The organism is Microbacterium sp. (assembly GCF_035556355.1).
GTDB lineage: Bacteria > Actinomycetota > Actinomycetes > Actinomycetales > Microbacteriaceae > Microbacterium.
The window spans coordinates 77,152-92,647 of the sequence record NZ_DATMFG010000013.1 but is presented as its reverse complement, the minus strand read 5'-3'; the positions used below and the strand labels follow the sequence as shown (position 1 = coordinate 92,647).

14 protein-coding genes are annotated in these 15,496 nt (G+C 70.8%); all 14 read right to left on the bottom strand.

What is annotated here, in order from left to right:
* Nucleotides 1–137: 137 nt before the first annotated feature.
* Complete coding sequence (gene tyrS, locus VNR19_RS02690; RefSeq protein WP_325723640.1) at nt 138–1,427, bottom strand: tyrosine--tRNA ligase; 1,290 nt, start codon at nt 1,425–1,427, stop codon at nt 138–140.
* An 88-nt stretch (nt 1,428–1,515) separates the two neighbouring features.
* A complete protein-coding gene (locus tag VNR19_RS02685) occupies nt 1,516–2,469 on the bottom strand; it encodes an aldo/keto reductase (RefSeq protein ID WP_325723627.1) in 954 nt (317 codons plus the stop codon).
* 65 nt (nt 2,470–2,534) lie between these two features.
* On the bottom strand, nt 2,535–3,248 hold the full coding sequence (locus VNR19_RS02680; protein WP_325723625.1) for a hypothetical protein: 714 nt from the start codon (nt 3,246–3,248) through the stop codon (nt 2,535–2,537).
* Nucleotides 3,245–3,892 carry a SatD family protein gene (locus tag VNR19_RS02675; protein WP_325723623.1) on the bottom strand — a complete coding sequence of 216 codons (648 nt, stop codon included), beginning with the start codon at nt 3,890–3,892 and terminating at the stop codon, nt 3,245–3,247. The genes VNR19_RS02680 and VNR19_RS02675 overlap by 4 nt, the downstream gene beginning before the upstream one ends.
* A 57-nt stretch (nt 3,893–3,949) precedes the next feature.
* Nucleotides 3,950–5,380: an argininosuccinate lyase gene (gene argH / locus VNR19_RS02670; protein ID WP_325723621.1), complete on the bottom strand. Its 1,431-nt coding sequence runs from the start codon at nt 5,378–5,380 to the stop codon at nt 3,950–3,952.
* Nucleotides 5,377–6,552, bottom strand: coding sequence for a heparan-alpha-glucosaminide N-acetyltransferase domain-containing protein (locus VNR19_RS02665; protein WP_325723619.1), 1,176 nt, complete (start codon nt 6,550–6,552; stop codon nt 5,377–5,379). The genes argH and VNR19_RS02665 overlap by 4 nt, the downstream gene beginning before the upstream one ends.
* A gap of 15 nt (nt 6,553–6,567) precedes the next feature.
* Nucleotides 6,568–7,494, bottom strand: a complete 927-nt coding sequence (gene argF, locus VNR19_RS02660) for an ornithine carbamoyltransferase (RefSeq protein ID WP_325723617.1) — start codon at nt 7,492–7,494, stop codon at nt 6,568–6,570.
* A complete protein-coding gene (locus tag VNR19_RS02655; RefSeq protein WP_325723615.1) occupies nt 7,491–8,744 on the bottom strand; it encodes an acetylornithine transaminase in 1,254 nt (417 codons plus the stop codon). The genes argF and VNR19_RS02655 overlap by 4 nt, the downstream gene beginning before the upstream one ends.
* Nucleotides 8,741–9,640 (bottom strand): acetylglutamate kinase, encoded by a 900-nt coding sequence (gene argB / locus VNR19_RS02650; protein ID WP_325723613.1) that lies wholly within the window; start codon nt 9,638–9,640, stop codon nt 8,741–8,743. The genes VNR19_RS02655 and argB overlap by 4 nt, the downstream gene beginning before the upstream one ends.
* Entirely contained in the window at nt 9,637–10,794 is a 1,158-nt protein-coding gene (argJ, locus tag VNR19_RS02645; RefSeq protein WP_325723611.1) for a bifunctional glutamate N-acetyltransferase/amino-acid acetyltransferase ArgJ, read from the bottom strand. The genes argB and argJ overlap by 4 nt, the downstream gene beginning before the upstream one ends.
* Nucleotides 10,791–11,876, bottom strand: coding sequence for an N-acetyl-gamma-glutamyl-phosphate reductase (gene argC, locus VNR19_RS02640; RefSeq protein WP_325723609.1), 1,086 nt, complete (start codon nt 11,874–11,876; stop codon nt 10,791–10,793). Before argC ends, argJ begins: the two co-directional genes overlap by 4 nt.
* Nucleotides 11,877–12,094: 218 nt before the next feature.
* Entirely contained in the window at nt 12,095–13,075 is a 981-nt protein-coding gene (locus VNR19_RS02635; RefSeq protein WP_325723606.1) for an NAD-dependent epimerase/dehydratase family protein, read from the bottom strand.
* 68 nt (nt 13,076–13,143) lie between these two features.
* Nucleotides 13,144–14,724 (bottom strand): hypothetical protein, encoded by a 1,581-nt coding sequence (locus tag VNR19_RS02630; RefSeq protein WP_325723604.1) that lies wholly within the window; start codon nt 14,722–14,724, stop codon nt 13,144–13,146.
* Entirely contained in the window at nt 14,706–15,476 is a 771-nt protein-coding gene (locus VNR19_RS02625; RefSeq protein WP_325723602.1) for an ABC transporter ATP-binding protein, read from the bottom strand. The genes VNR19_RS02630 and VNR19_RS02625 overlap by 19 nt, the downstream gene beginning before the upstream one ends.
* Nucleotides 15,477–15,496 lie beyond the last annotated feature (20 nt).

Genomic DNA, 15,496 nt, shown 5'->3' with positions numbered 1-15,496 from the left:
AGCAGCGTTAGCGTGGGACACGAAGGCCTCCTGAGTGCGTGAAGCGGTTCCTAGACAGCTCCACTCTCGCAACGGGAGGCCTTCGCCCGTCAGCAGATCACACGCGATTCACGCAACAACGTCCCTGGACATCACAACTAGTCGTGCACGAACACGCCGGCGAGGGTCTTCTTGCCTCGCCGCAGCACCGAGACGCGTCCTGGCAGCGAGCCGGTCACGACCGCGGTGTCGTCCTCGACGCGGATGCCGTCGAGCGACACCCCGCCTTGGGCGATCGCGCGCCTCCCCTCGCTGAGACTCGACACGAGGCCGGTCTCGACGAGGGCCTGCACGACGGGCGTGCCACTCGCGAGCGAGGCGTTCGGCAGCTCTTCGAGCGCGGTCCGCAGCGTCGCCGCGTCGAGCGTGGAGAGGTCGCCCTGCCCGAAGAGCGCGTCGGATGCCGCGATCACGGCGGCCGTGGCATCCGGACCGTGCACGAAGCTCGTCACTTCGAGAGCCAGCCGGCGCTGGGCCTCGCGCTTGAACGGCTCGGACGCGACGAGGCGCTCGTACTCCTCGATCTCGTCGCGCGTGAGGAAGGTGAAGACCTTCATGCGCGAGATCACATCGTCGTCGTGCGTGTTCAGCCAGAACTGGTACATGCGGTACGGGCTGCACATCTCGGGGTCGAGCCAGATCGCGTTGCCCTCGCTCTTGCCGAACTTCGTGCCGTCGCTGTTCGTGATCAGCGGCGTGCCGATCGCGTGCACCGAGGCGTGCTCGACGTAGTGGATGAGGTCGACACCGCTCGTCAGGTTGCCCCACTGGTCGGAGCCGCCCGTCTGCAGCACGCAGTCGTACTGACGGTAGAGCTCGAGGTAGTCGAGCCCCTGCAGGATCTGGTAGCTGAACTCGGTGTAGCTGATGCCGGCCTCGGAGTTCAGGCGCGCGGCCACCGCGTCCTTCTTCAGCATCGTGCTCACGCGGTAGTGCTTTCCGATGTCGCGGAGGAAGTCGATCGCCGACAGCGGCGCAGTCCAGTCGAGGTTGTTGACGATGCGGGCGGCGTTCTCGCCCTCGAAGCTCAGGAATCGCTCGACCTGCGCGCGCAGCCGCTCGACCCACTCGGCGACCGTCTCCTTGGTGTTGAGCGTGCGTTCCGCGCTCGGGCGCGGGTCGCCGATGAGACCCGTCGAACCGCCCACGAGGCCGAGCGGCCTGTGTCCGGCGAGCTGGAGGCGGCGCATCGTGATGAGCTGCACGAGGTTTCCCAGGTGCAGGCTCGGCGCCGTCGGGTCGAAGCCGCAATAGAACGTGATCGGGTCTCCGGCCAGCAGCGCACGCAGCGCATCCTGATCGGTGGACACATGCACGAGTCCACGCCAGACAATCTCATCCCACACGTTCTCGAATGAGGGATCGTTTGCCGGGGTGGTCGCGCTCACGAGGGGCGTAGACACGCGATTCAGGCTATCAGCGCGACGCGGATGCCTCGGCCCGCGCGACCCGGCGGGCGAGGCATCCGCGTCACGGTCACACTGGGGAGGAGAGGCGCTCGAACTGCTCGGGCGAGAGCTCGAGGCGCACGCCGTCGAGGGCGATGTCGAGCTGCTCGACGCGGCTGCCGCCGAGCATCGGCCGGATGCCACGCGCCACCTGCCACGCGAGCACGACCTGCCCGCGCGAGGCGCCGAGCTCGCCCGCGACCGAGTCGAGCGCTTCGAGGCGTCGCGTCGTGCCGGGGTGGTCGTAGACCTCGGGGATCTCCTTCTCGGGGTTGTCGTACGCGCCGGACAGGAGCGGCGTGTACGCCCACACCTCGAGCCCATGGGTGCGCGCATAGTCGAGCTGCTCGTCGCTCAGGACGCCGAACGGGTGGACGACGCCCGGCGGCAGGGTGCCCGGACGGATGCGCAGGTACGTGCTGTTGAGCTGAAGCGCGTCGAGCGGGAGCGCACCGATGGAGCGGGCGTGCGCCCGCGCGCGCTCGACGCGCCACGCGGGGTGGTTGGAAGCACCGACGCGGCGCGCGAGACCTTGGCCGGTGAGCTCCGCGAGGGCCTCGACCGTCTCTTCGATCGGGACGGTGCGGTCCTCCTGGTGGAGCCACAGCAGGTCGACGGAGTCCACGCCGAGGCGGTCGAGGCTCCCGGCGAACGCGTCGAGGACGGCCCGGCGCGAGAGGCCCGCGCGGCGCTCCGGCCATGAGCCCGCCCAGAGCGGCTCGGCGCCGAGCTTCGTCGAGATGCGGACGCGTTCGCGCATGCCGGGCCGCGCGGCGAGCCACCGGCCGATGACGCGCTCGCTGTCGCCGCCCTGTCCGGACTCGCTGGCCCAGAAGCTGTAGCAGTCCGCGGTGTCGATCCAGACGCCGCCGCGCTCGACGAAACGGTCCAGCAGCGCGAACGACGTCTTCTCGTCGATCGTGGTGCCGAACATCATCGCGCCGAGGACGAGCGGCGTGGTGGGAGGTGTCGATGTCGTCATGGCCCCAGCGTGCAACTTCGAGCGCACTCCAAGTCAAGCGCCCGACGCCCGACGCGCGGCGGCCGTCAAAGCAGGGTCGCGAACGCCCACCACACCAGCAGCGCGCTCGCGAGGGCGGCGACCCAGCTCACGAGGCTGCCGACGAGGAAGTACTCCGCGCGATTGCCCGTCGCCGTGTCGCGCGAGATCTCGGGGAAACGCACGATGCCCTTCGCCGCGAGCACCGCGGCGAGGAGCGTGTACGCGCCCGCGAGGGTCAGCGCGAACACGAGCACGCGCTCGAGCGGGCCGATGAGGCGACCGCCCTTGAGCCCCGGCTCGCCCTCCTCGTCCCTGTCGTCGGCGACCGCCTCTTCGCGCAGCGCCGTGCGCACGATGACGTTGCCGGATTCGAGCAGGAACGCGATCGTGCCGACGAGCAGGATCGCCGCATCCGGATGCACCACGCCATTCGGACCGGAGATCTGCCACACGTCTCCGAGCGGCCCGGTCGCCTCACGGAGCCCGACCGTCGACACGGCGGCCGCGCACAGCACCGCGAGCCCCGCGACGGGCCAGAAACCCGCACGTCCCGATCCGTCGGACGGCACGACGAAGACCCACACGACGGCGACGGCTGTCGCGACGAACGCCCACACCGCCGCATCGAATCCGGATGCCACGAGCAACAGCACGAGCGCCGCAGCGACCTGCACCATCCAGCGCCGCGTGGGCGGCAGGAACTGGCGGATGAGGTCCGCTCCCCCGACGGCCAGCAGCGACAGCCCCGCGAGGATCACGCCGTCCGCCCCGCTCGGAGGGCGAGGAAGCCCTCGACGACGGCGGATGCGCCGGCCGTCGCGAGCGCCTGCGACACCGCCGGCTGCGTCACGCCCTCCTCCTTCGCGAGGGCGGCCTGGCTCGCACCGAGGCACCGCCCGTACGTGAGCCGGCGCGCGCGTTCGTTCATCGCGGTGACGAGCTGGTCGCGCGCGAGGACGTACGCGTTGGCGAGGTCGACGGAGGGGCGCATGGTGTCATCTTGCTCCGGGGATGCGACGATCCACGTGCGCGCGTTCGGCGCGGTGCGCTTCTGCAGACGGTGGACCGTGTCGATCGCGGCGCGGGCCGACCACCAACCGGCGCCGTCCGAGAGCGTCGCCGCCGAGGAGGCGACGGGCCCGATCTCGCCGATGCCCACGCCGAACCGGCACTCGACGCCGTCGGGCAGCGCGAGCTGCAGCAGCAGGAGCGAGCCGAGCGCGTCGGGCAGCGCGTGGTACACGCCCTGCAGCTCATCGCCCACTGTCGGGCTCAGGGGCTCGCGCGCGAGCGGCAGGTCGCGCTCGACGCGCGCGATGGCGGATTCGAGCGCGCGCTGTGCACCCGAGCGGTCGGGCATTCGGCGCGAACCCACGATGTCGGCGATGACTGCGACGGTCATGGCGCCAGCATACGCCTTATATGTGGCAGATATAAGTCATCTGCTTATTTATAGCACTTATAAGTCGAGCGCATGAACCGCCGCCTGCGCGCGAGCGACCAGTTCGGTGCGCTGCTCGGCCACCCGCACCGGCGCCGTGCCGCCCACGCCGTCGCGGCTCGCGACCGAGCCTTCGATCGTCAGCACCTCGCGCACCTCGGGCTTCAAGTGCTGCGAAACCGAAGCGAGCATCTCGTCGGTCGCCTCGTGCAACTCGATCCCCTCCTGCTCGCACAGCCGCACGAGCGAGCCCGAGATCTCATGCGCCTCCCGGAACGGGATGCCGCGCTTGACGAGCCAGTCCGCGACGTCGGTCGCGAGCGAGAAGCCCTGCGGCGCGAGCTCGGCCATGCGCTCGGTGTCGAACGTGAGCGTCGCGATCATGCCCGCCATCGCGGGGAGAACGATCTCGAGCGTGCGCACGGAGTCGAAGACCGGCTCCTTGTCCTCCTGCAGATCGCGGTTGTACGCGAGCGGCAGGCCCTTGAGGGTCGCGAGGAGCCCCGACAGGTTGCCGATGAGCCGGCCCGACTTCCCGCGCGCGAGCTCGGCGATATCGGGGTTCTTCTTCTGCGGCATGATGCTCGACCCGGTCGAGTAGGCGTCGTCCAGCCGCACGAAGCCGAACTCGCGCGTGTTCCAGATGATGACGTCCTCGGCGAGGCGCGACAGGTCGACGCCGATCATCGCCGCGATGAACGCGAACTCGGCCACGACGTCGCGCGCCGCGGTGCCGTCGAGCGAGTTCTCGGCGGGGCGCGAGAGCCCGAGCCGCGTCGCGACGAGCTGCGAGTCGAGGCCGAGCGTCGATCCTGCGAGCGCTCCCCCGCCATAGGGCGAGACGGATGCGCGCGCCGACCAGTCCCGCAGCCGCTCGAGTTCGCGCACGAGCGGCCATGCGTGCGCCTGCAGGTGGTGCGCGAGGAGGATCGGCTGGGCGTGCTGCAGGTGGGTGCGCCCGGGCATGATCGCGTCGGGGTGCGCTTCGGCCTGCGCGACCAGGGAGTCGATGAGGCGGAGGATCTCACGCGCGATCGTGCGCGCGTGGTCGAGCAGGTAGAGACGCACCAGCGTCGCGATCTGGTCGTTGCGGCTGCGGCCGGCACGCAGCTTGCCGCCCAGCTCGGAGCCGACCTCGGCGATGAGCGCCGCCTCGAGCGCACCGTGCACGTCTTCGTCGTCGGGGCCGGGGCGCAGCGTTCCTTCCGACACGCGCCGAGCGAGCGCGTCGAGGCCCGCGTGCATGCGGCGCTCCTCGTCTTCGGTGAGGTACCCGGCGGCGGCGAGGGCCGTGGCGTGGGCGTGCGACCCGGCGATGTCGTACAGCGCGAGGTCCCAGTCGAAGTGGGTCGAGACGCTCAGCGCAGCGAGTTCGGGCGAGGGTCCGCCCGCGAATCGGGCGCCCCACAGGGCGCCGGGGTTGGTGCCGTCGGCCTTCTCGTCGCTCACTGCTCCACCCTATCGAGGGGCTGTCCTTCGACATCCGCCCGTTCCTTCACGACGAGACGCGTGAACCGGTCGAACGCCCACTCGAGCGGACCGCGCCCGACGAGCAGCGCCCAGGCGGTGCATCCGACCACCGTCCACACCGCGAGCGGCACGAACGGATCGAGGTCCCGGAAGCCTCCGAGATCTCGCGACGTGCCGAGCACGATCGTCGCGACCCACGCCCACACGAGGAGCTGGACGGTGTAGGCCGTGAGCGGCATCGACCCGACTGCGCGCAACGGGAGCACGACCCACACGAGCACGGTGCGGCACGCGAGCACGCACGCCGCGACGACCGCGAGCGCGAATCCGCCGGTGCCGATGACTTCGAGGAGCCCGGTCGAGTGCGGACGGGCCGTCCACAGCGCCGCCCAGAACGAGGACTGCTCGGATGCCGCATCCGACCCGCTCACAGCGTGCAGGCCATACCCGATCGCCGCCAGCGCAGCCCCGCCGACGAGCGTCCAGACCTGCACGCGCGTGCGTCGGATGCCGGCCCGCGCGACGCCGAGCCCCGCGAGCACGAACGCGATCCACACCGTGAACGGGTAATGCCAGCCCAGCGCCATCGCGGTGAGCGCACCGGTCGGGGTGAGCCAGAACGGGTTCGCGTCGAGCCACACCTGCACGAACGGCATGATGAGCGCGATCGCACCGGCGACGATGAACAGCGTGCGCGCCCGCAGCCTCGTGAACGCCACCGCCAGGATGAAGAGGATGCCGTAGGCCTGCAGGATCACGTAGACCGGGACCCCGGTCGAGTCGAGCAGCAGCCCGAGCAGCCACAGGAGGAACGCCCGCACGACGAGGCGCAGGCGCGCGGTCTCCATCCGGCGACCCGCCAGTGGCGCCGGACCGCCCGTCACGAGGCCGATCGAGACCCCCGCGAGCGTCGCGAACAGGATCGACGAGCGTCCGTCGACGATGTGGATCCACGTCGTCGGGTCACCCCAGTCGAAGACCTCGCGGATCCACAGGAGGTGCGCCGCGAACATGCCGAGGACGGCGAGCCCGCGTGCGAGGTCGACTCCGGCGACGCGGGCCTCTCCGTTGAGGCGGTCCCAACGGGTCGCGAGCCAGGGCCGCGTCTCCGTGGCACTTCCCGTCGGAGTGCGCGCGGCCCCTCGGCTCATCGGCGACCGCTCCGGTCAGTCCTGCTGCCGCAGGAGCCAGACCAGCAGGGCCTTCTGCGCGTGGAGCCGGTTCTCGGCCTCGTCCCACACGACGCTCTGCGGACCGTCGATCACCTCGGCGTCGACCTCGTACCCGCGGTCGGCGGGCAGGCAGTGGATGAAGATCGCGTCGTCCGCAGCGAGCGACATGAGCTCCTGCGTGACCTTGTAGCCGCCGAGGTCGCGCAGTCGCGCGAGCTTCTCCTCCTCCTTGCCCATAGACACCCACGTGTCGGTGACGATGACGTCGGCACCCGCCGCCGCCTCGTTCGGGTCGGTGAAGAGTGTGACCGAGCCGCCGGTCTCGGCGGCGCGGCGATCCGCGTCGGCGATGACGTCGTCGCGGGGCGCGTACGACTCGGGCGACGCGACCCGTACGTGCATGCCGGCGGTGACGCCCGCGAGCACGTACGAGTGCGACATGTTCGAGCGCCCGTCGCCGAAGAACGCGAGCGTGAGACCCTTCAGATCGCCCTTGTGCTCGCGGATCGTGAGGAGGTCGGCGAGGAGCTGACACGGGTGGAAGTCGTCGCTCAGCGCGTTGATCACGGGAACACGCGTGTCGCGGGCCATCTCCTCGAGCCCGGCCTGCGCATACGTGCGCCACACGATCGCCGCGACCTGCCGCTCGAGGACGCGAGCGGTGTCGGCGGGCGTCTCCTTGCCGCCGAGCTGGCTGTTGGCGGTCGAGATGATGAGCGGGGACCCGCCGAGATCGGCGATGCCGACGGCGAACGACACGCGCGTGCGCGTCGAGGACTTGTCGAAGATCACCGCGACGGTCTGCGGGCCCGCGAGCGGCTTGAGCTTCCAGCGGTCCTTCTTGAGGGCGACGGCGAGATCGAGGATCTCATCCTGTTCGGCCGGCGTCAGGTCGTCGTCGCGCAGCAGGTGGCGGGTCACGCGGTCACCCCCTCGGGGTCGGTCGCGGCATCCGTGTCGACGTCGAGCAGCACCGCCGACTCGACGGTCGCGAGCGCGGCGGCGAACAGCTCGGAGAACTCGCGGATCTCCTCGTCGCCGATCGTGAGCGGCGGCGCGAGACGGATCGTCTCGTCGTTGACGGGGTTGACGATGAGTCCGTGCTGCTGCGCCGCGGCGGCCACGGCGCCCGCGACGGCGTGCGTGAGACGGATGCCGATCAGCAGACCCTGGCCGGCGCTGCCCTTCACGAGCGGCGAGCCGATGGCCGCGACCGCCTCACGAAGCTGGACGCCGCGCTCGGCTGCGTTCTCGACGAGCCCGGCTGACTCGATCTCGGCCAGGACCGCGTCGGAGACCGCCGTCGCGAGCGCGTTGCCGCCGAACGTCGAGCCATGGCTTCCCGGGAAGAACAGGTCGCCCGCGGCGCCGAACGTGATGAGCGCGCCGATCGGGAATCCGCCCCCGATGCCCTTCGCGACCGTGATCGCGTCGGGCGTGATGCCCTCGTGCTGGAACGCGAACCACGCCCCCGTGCGACCGGCGCCCGTCTGGATCTCATCGAGGATCAGCAGCGCGCCGTGCTTCTCGGTGATCTCACGCGCAGCCTTCAGGTAGCCCTCCGGCAGCTCGACCACGCCCGCCTCGCCCTTGATCGGCTCGACGAACAGGGCGGCGACGCGGTCGTCCATCGCCTCTTCGAGCGCCTCGATCGTCGAGTCGATGTGCTCGACCCCGGCGACCATCGGCAGGAACGGCTCCTGCATCGCGGGCTTGCCCGTCAGCGCGAGCGTCCCCATCGTGCGACCGTGGAATGCGTTTCGCAGCGACAGGATTCGCGGACGCTCCGAGCCGCCGTGCAGACGCGCGAGCTTGAACGCGGCCTCGTTCGCCTCGGCGCCCGAGTTGCCGAAGTACACGCGGCCCGAAGGTCCCGTGCCGGCGAGGCGCTTGAGGCGCGCCGCGAGTGCGAGCTGCGGCGGCGTCGCGAAGTAGTTCGAGATGTGGGTCAGCGTCGCCGCCTGCCTCGACACGGCCTCGACGAACACGGGATGCGCGTGCCCGAGCGAGTTGACCGCGACGCCGGCGAGGAAGTCGAGGTAGCGTCGGCCCTCGTCGTCCCACACGTGCGCGCCCTCGCCGCGCACGATGAGTGCGAGCCGGTCCCCCGCGTTGCGCAGGAGGTCGCGCCGTGCGTCCTCCTGCCAGGCCGCCTTGTCGCTGTCGGTCACCGTGCCACCACCTCTGTTCCGATTCCCTTGCTGGTGAAGATCTCCACGAGCACCGAATGCGGCACTCGCCCGTCGATGATCGCGGCGGTCTCGACGCCGCCCTCGACCGCGTCGAGGCACGCCTGCATCTTCGGGATCATGCCGGACTCGAGCCGCGGCAGCATCGCGCGCAGCTCGTCGGCGGTCAGGTGCGACACGAGCGAGTCGCGGTTGGGCCAGTCGGCGTACAGGCCCGGCACGTCCGTGAGGATCACGAGCTTGGCGGCGCCCAGCGCGACGGCGAGGGCGGCGGCCGCGGCATCCGCGTTCACGTTCAGGGAGTGCCCCGGATTGTCGAGATCCGGCGCGATGCTCGAGACCACGGGGATGCGATCGGCGGCGAGGTGGTCGAGCACGGGCTGCGGGTCGACCTGCACGACGTCGCCGACGCGTCCGAGGTCGTGCTCGACGCCGTCGACGACGACCCCGCGGCGGCGGCCGCCGAACAGGCCCGCATCCTCGCCGGAGAGCCCGGTCGCGAAGGGTCCGTGCGCGTTGATCTTCGACACGAGCTGCGGGTTGATCTGGCCCGTCAGCACCATGCGAACGACCGAGATCGCCTCGGTGCTTGTGACGCGATAGCCGCCCTTGAACTCGCTCGGGATCGCGAGCCGATCGAGCATCGACGAGATCTGCGGACCGCCGCCGTGGACGACGACGGGCTTGACCCCGACGTACCGCAGGTAGGCGATGTCGGCCGCGAACGCGTCCTGCAGCTCATCGCTGATCATCGCGTTCCCGCCGTACTTGATGACGATGATCTGGTCGCGGAAGCGTCGCAGCCACGGCAGCGACTCGATGAGCGTCGCCGCCTTGGTGGAGGCCTCGGCCGGGTCGGTGTCTTGCAGATCGGTCATGAGGAGTAGGCGCTGTTCTCGTGCACGTAGTCGTGGGTCAGGTCGTTCGTGCGGATCGTCGCCGACGCGGGGCCGGTCTTGAGGTCGATGAGCACGTCAGTCGCGCGGGGCGTGAGGTCCACCTCTTCGCGAGGCCGGTCGGGGCCGCCGGCGCTGCACACGCGCACGCCGTTCATCCACACGTCGACGTCGTACGGGTCGAATGCGGCGTCGGTCGTCCCGATCGCCGCCAGCACGCGGCCCCAGTTCGGATCGTTGCCGAAGATCGCGGCCTTGAAGAGGTTGTTGCGCGCGACGGAGCGTCCGACGACGACGGCATCGTGCTCGGATGCGGCGTTCGTCACGCGGATCGTGATGTCGTGGCTCGCACCCTCCGCGTCGCCTTGCAGCTGCGCCGCGAGGTCGTCGCACACCTCGGTGAGGCGCGCACGGAACTCCTCAGGGTCGGGCGTCACGCCGCTCGCGCCGCTCGCCATGAGCGTCACCTGATCGTTCGTCGACATGCACCCGTCGGAGTCGAGCCGGTCGAACGTCACACGCGTCGCCGCACGCAAGTGCGCGTCGGCCTCTTCGGCCGTGATCACCGCGTCGGTCGTGACGACGACGAGCATCGTCGCGAGGCCGGGGGCGAGCATGCCGGCGCCTTTCGCCATTCCCCCGATCGTCCAGCCGTCCTGTGCGCGCTCGGCGCGCTTCGGCCGCGAATCGGTCGTCATGATGGCCTCGGATGCGGCGACGCCGCCGTCCTCGGAGAGCTCGGCGATCGCCCGCTCCGTGCCCGCGAGCACCTTCTGCCGGAACACGTCGTCACCCGTGCCGATGAGCCCCGTCGAGCACACGAGCACATCGCCCGCGCTCACGCCGAGCAGCTCCGCCGCCTTCTCGGCCGTCTGGTGCGTCGTCTGGAATCCGAACGAGCCGGTGAAGCAGTTCGCCCCACCGGAGTTGAGAACGACCGCTTCCACGACTCCGTCCTGGACGGCCTGCTGCGACCACAGGATCGGGTTCGCCTTGGCGCGGTTGCTCGTGAAGACCGCCGCGCCGACCTTGAGCGGCCCGCGGTTGACGACGACCGCGACATCGGACTTGCCCGTCGACTTGAGCCCGGCGGCGACGCCCGCCGCCTCGAAGCCCTTCGCTGCGGTGACGCTCACGGTGCGACTCCGTTCACGGTGAGAGCGCGGTCCTCGGGGAGGCCCAGCGCGATGTTCATGGATTGGACGGCGGCGCCGGCCGTGCCCTTCACGAGATTGTCGACGGCGGTCACGACCACGACGCGGTTCGCGGCGCGATCGATCGCGAGGCCCATGAGCGCCGTGTTGGCGCCGAGCACGTCGGCCGTGCGCGGGAACGAGCCCTCGGGAAGCACCTGCACGAACGTCTCGTCGCCGTACGCCGCCTCCCATGCGCCGCGGATGTCGGCATCCGTCACGCCGTCCGCGATCGGGGCGGACGAGGTCGCGAGGATCCCCCGCGCCATCGGCACGAGCACCGGGGTGAACGAGATGCGGATGCCCTCATCACCGGTCGCTGAGCGAGCGGAGCGAGACGAAGCGTCGGGCACACGCGCCGCCGCGAGCGCCTGCCGGATCTCGGGGATGTGCCGATGCACGCCCCCGACCGCGTACGGGTTCGCCGTGCCGAGCAGCTCGCTGCCGAGCAGGTGCGGCTTGAGGCTCTTGCCGGCACCCGACGGACCGACCGCGAGCACGCTCACGATGTCGGACGGATCGATCACGCCCGCGGCGACTCCCGGCGCGAGCGACAGGCTCACCGTCGACGCGTTGCAGCCCGGAGCGGCGATGCGGGTCGCCCCCACGAGCCGCTCGCGCTGCTTGCCGCCGCGGAACGGAAGCTCGGGCACACCGTACGTCCACGGATCATGGAAGGCGCCGCCGTAGAACCGGTCCCAGTCGGCGACGGACTCGAGCCGGTGATCGGCACCTGCATCGATGATGAGCGGCACGTCGCCGAGAGCATCCGTGTACTGACCGGACTGGCCGTGCGGCAGCGCGAGGAACACGATGTCGTGTCCCGCGAGGATCTCGGGAGTCGTCTCCTGGAGCTCGAGATGTGCGAGTGAACGCAGGTGCGGCTGGTGCTCGATGAGCGGCTGCCCGGCGTTGGAGTGGGCCGTGACGGTGCGGATCTCGATGTCGGGGTGCGCGGCGAGGAGGCGGAGGATCTCGCCTCCTGCATAGCCGGATGCGCCGGAAACGGCGACCGAATAGGTCATGCTTCAACCTTATTGTCTGCGGATCGGGGCCTGAGACGGGCGACTCCCGCAGATGCCCGCACAGCGGGCGTGGCGCGCGGAGTCGCCTAGAGTCGGCGAGGCAGACGTCGGCGCGCGGGGACGGCGCTCGTGAAGAGCGTCTCGAGACCCCGGTTCGCCGAAAGCATGGGCCGACGATAGCGGGCGGGATGCGGCATCCGCAAATCGCGTGACGGGGCTCAGCCCGCCGGCTCGGCGATCAGCGCGAGCTCATCGGCGCGGGACAGTCCCGCCGCCCGTTCGCGGTCGAGGCCGCGGGCGCGTTCGTCGCCGAGCGTGCGCGCGAGGGTCTCATTGACGGGTCGCAGCGCTCCCCCGGTCGAGCGGTACACGGCGTTCGACCGGGTCGTGAAGCCGGGCATGTCCGCGGGGAGCCAGAGCGGCAGCGACCGCGGCCCCATCCAGTGGTCGACCTCGTGTGCCGCAAGCCACTCGGGGTCGGCTCTCACGAGCTCGCCGGTGTGACCGCCCGCGCGCCGCGCGAGCTCGAGGAACTCGGTGAACGGCAGCGGGTCGCCTGTCGCGTTGGCCGTTCCGCTCCACCTGCCACGGCCCACGTCGACGAGGTAGGCGGCGAGGTCGTCGACGTCGATGACCTGCACCATGAGCCGCTCGGCGGCCGGCACGAGCACCGGCTCCTCCCCCGCGAGCGCGAACCGCGACACCCAGTATCCGAAGCGATCGGTCGGGTCGCCCGGGCCGACGATGAGTCCCGCGCGCACGATCGCCGCACGGTCGCCGAGGGTCGAGCGGACGGATGCCTCGGCCGCCGCCTTCTCGCGGCTGTAGTCGTACTCATCGCCGGGCTCCGCGGGCTCCGCCGTCGATGCGGACTCGTCGGCGCCGACCGTGCTGGCGTCGGTGTACACCGAGATCGTCGAGACGAAGGTCCAGTGCTTCGTGCGGGCGCCGAGTGCCTCGACGGCGGCGGCGACATGCTCGGCGCGCGACGAGATGTCGACGATCTCGTCCCACTCCCGTTCCGCGACGGCGGCGTACGCGTCGGGCTCGGCGCGATCTGCGACCACGAGCTCGGCTCCGTCGGGCGCGGGGCGCGCGCCGCGCGCGAGGCACGTGACGGCGGCCCCCTCCTCGAGCCAGCGGCGGGCGACCCGTCCGCTCAGCCAGCCGGTCCCGCCGAGGATGAGAACGTTGGTCATGGGCTCATCCCAGCAGAGGCGGCGCGGCGGCGGCATCCGTTTCCGCTCAGGGCGGAACCGCCGGCCGGTCAGGACGGGAACGCCTTGATGCGAGCGAGCAGGTCGGGACCGGTGCGTTCGAGCGTGCGTCCGCCCACGACGATCCCGCCGAGGATGATCGCCGCTCCCGCGACGACGGCGACGGCGAGCGCGATCCACGCCAGCACTGCGGATGCCGTCACCGTCGAGACGATTGCGAGCACGAGTGCGGGCGCGGCCAAGGCGATCGTCACACCGAGCACGAGGAACACGACGAGTCCGTTGACGAACGTCTGACCCGGCACGGTCTTGAAGGGGCTGTCGCCGGCCTTCGCGACCGGGACGACGAGGAGCGCCGACGACACGGCCGACACGCCGTAGCCGGCGAGCAGAATCCCGAGCGCGGCGGCCAGCACCGCAGGCAGGGTCGTCCAGGTGCCCGCGATCGCCGCGGTCACGATCGCGACGACGATGACCGCGGGCACGCCGACGCATGCGGCACCCAGGAGCCTCCCCAAGCGATCCGCTCGACCGCTGACGCCCGTCGAGAGCACGGATGCGAAGGCGGTTCCGTCGTACGAGATGTCGGCGTACCCCGCGATCGACAGGATCAGCGCGACCATGAGCGGAGACACGCTGAACAGCCAGCCGTCGATTCCCGTCGTGAACGCGAACAGCACGGGGAACAGCGGCACGAAGATGAGCTGTCGCAGGTAGCGCGGGTCGCGCAGCCATTCCGTGAGCGACCGCGCCCATGTCGCGCCGACGCCGCCCGTGGGCATGACGGCGAAGAAGCCGAGCCGGCCCGGAGCGACGGTACGGGCGGTCTGGCGCGGCGGCGCACTGACCGACGACTTCAGGGCGCGTCCCCACAGCAGCCACAGTGCGGCGAGCGTTCCCGCGGCGATGACGAACTTGGCGACGGCGGCGAGCCATTCCCCCGCAGCAGCGTCTCCCGGAACGGCCCACGCCGCCCCGATCGGCGTCCAGCCGAGCACGACCGCGGCCTCCGCGAAGCGGCCGAGGACGTCACCCGCGGAGCTCAGCAGCGCGAGGATGCCGGTGATGATCGGCCCCGTCATGATCACGATGCCCAGCAGGATCGTACCGAAGATCTCGCGACCGCGCCGGTGTCCGCCCAGGCCGGTCGAAAGGGTCGTCACGAGGCGGCTCGCGACGACGCAGATGAGCACGCCGAGCGCCGCCGACGGAATCGCGATCACCGCCGCCGCCGGCCACCGCACCCACAGCACGACGCTCGCGAGAGCCCCGAGGCTCGTGACGATCCCCGGGATACCGGTCAGGCCGGTGGCGGCGAGAGCGAACATGATCTGGCGGGTCGTGAGCGGGAACGGCGCGAGTCGGCGGGCGTCGACAGTGGACTCGGTGCCCGCCACGAGCACCGGGCCGATGGTCCAGCCGAGCACGAGCGCCGACCCGCCCAGCACGGCGACGGCGCGCGCGACATCGAGCCCCTGGAAGGCGTTGAGCGCGATGAACCCCGCGACCACCGCGACGAGCGCCCACAGCGCCCACAGCAGGCCGATGCAGAACCCGACGAGCTGCCACGGGCGACGGACCAGGGTGTTGCCGAGGATGCGATAGCGAAGCCTCAGGACTGTCGCAACCACTGCGGCCCTTCCGACACGTGACGGCCACCGACGAGCGAGAGGAAGCGCTCCTGGAGCGTCTGACCGGCACGGACCTCTTCGACCGTGCCTGCCGCGAGCACCCGACCCTCCGCGATCACGGCGACGTGGTCGCACATGCGCTGGACGAGGTCCATCGAGTGGCTCGAGACGATGACCGTGCCGCCCGACGCGGTGTACCCGCGCAGCACGTCCTCGATGTTCGCGGCCGAGACCGGGTCGACCGACTCGAACGGCTCGTCGAGCACGAGCAGCCGCGGCGCGTTGACGAGCGCACATGCGAGCGCGATCTTCTTGGTCATGCCGGCCGAGTAGTCGGCCACGATCGTTCCCGCCGCCTCCTGCAGTCCCATGAGCTCGAGCAGGTCCGCGACGCGACCGGCGATCTCAGGCCGCGGGATGCCGAACATCATCGCGGTGTAGGTGATGAGCTGCTCACCCGTGAGGCGATCGAACAGCTGCACTCCGTCGGCGAGGTTGCCGATGATGCGCTTGGCTTCGACCGGATGCTCCCACACGTCGATCCCGTGCACCCACGCTCGCCCGGCGTCTGGGCGCAGGAGACCCGTCGCCATCGACAGCGTCGTGGTCTTTCCGGCGCCGTTCGGGCCGACGAGCCCGAAGAACGAACCGGTGGGGACGACGAGGTCAAGCCCCGCGACCGCGAGTTTCGGACCGAAGCTCTTGACGAGGCCCGCCAGCTGAAGGGCGGGGGCGGCGGTGGTGAGGCTCATCACCTCGACCCTAACGGGCC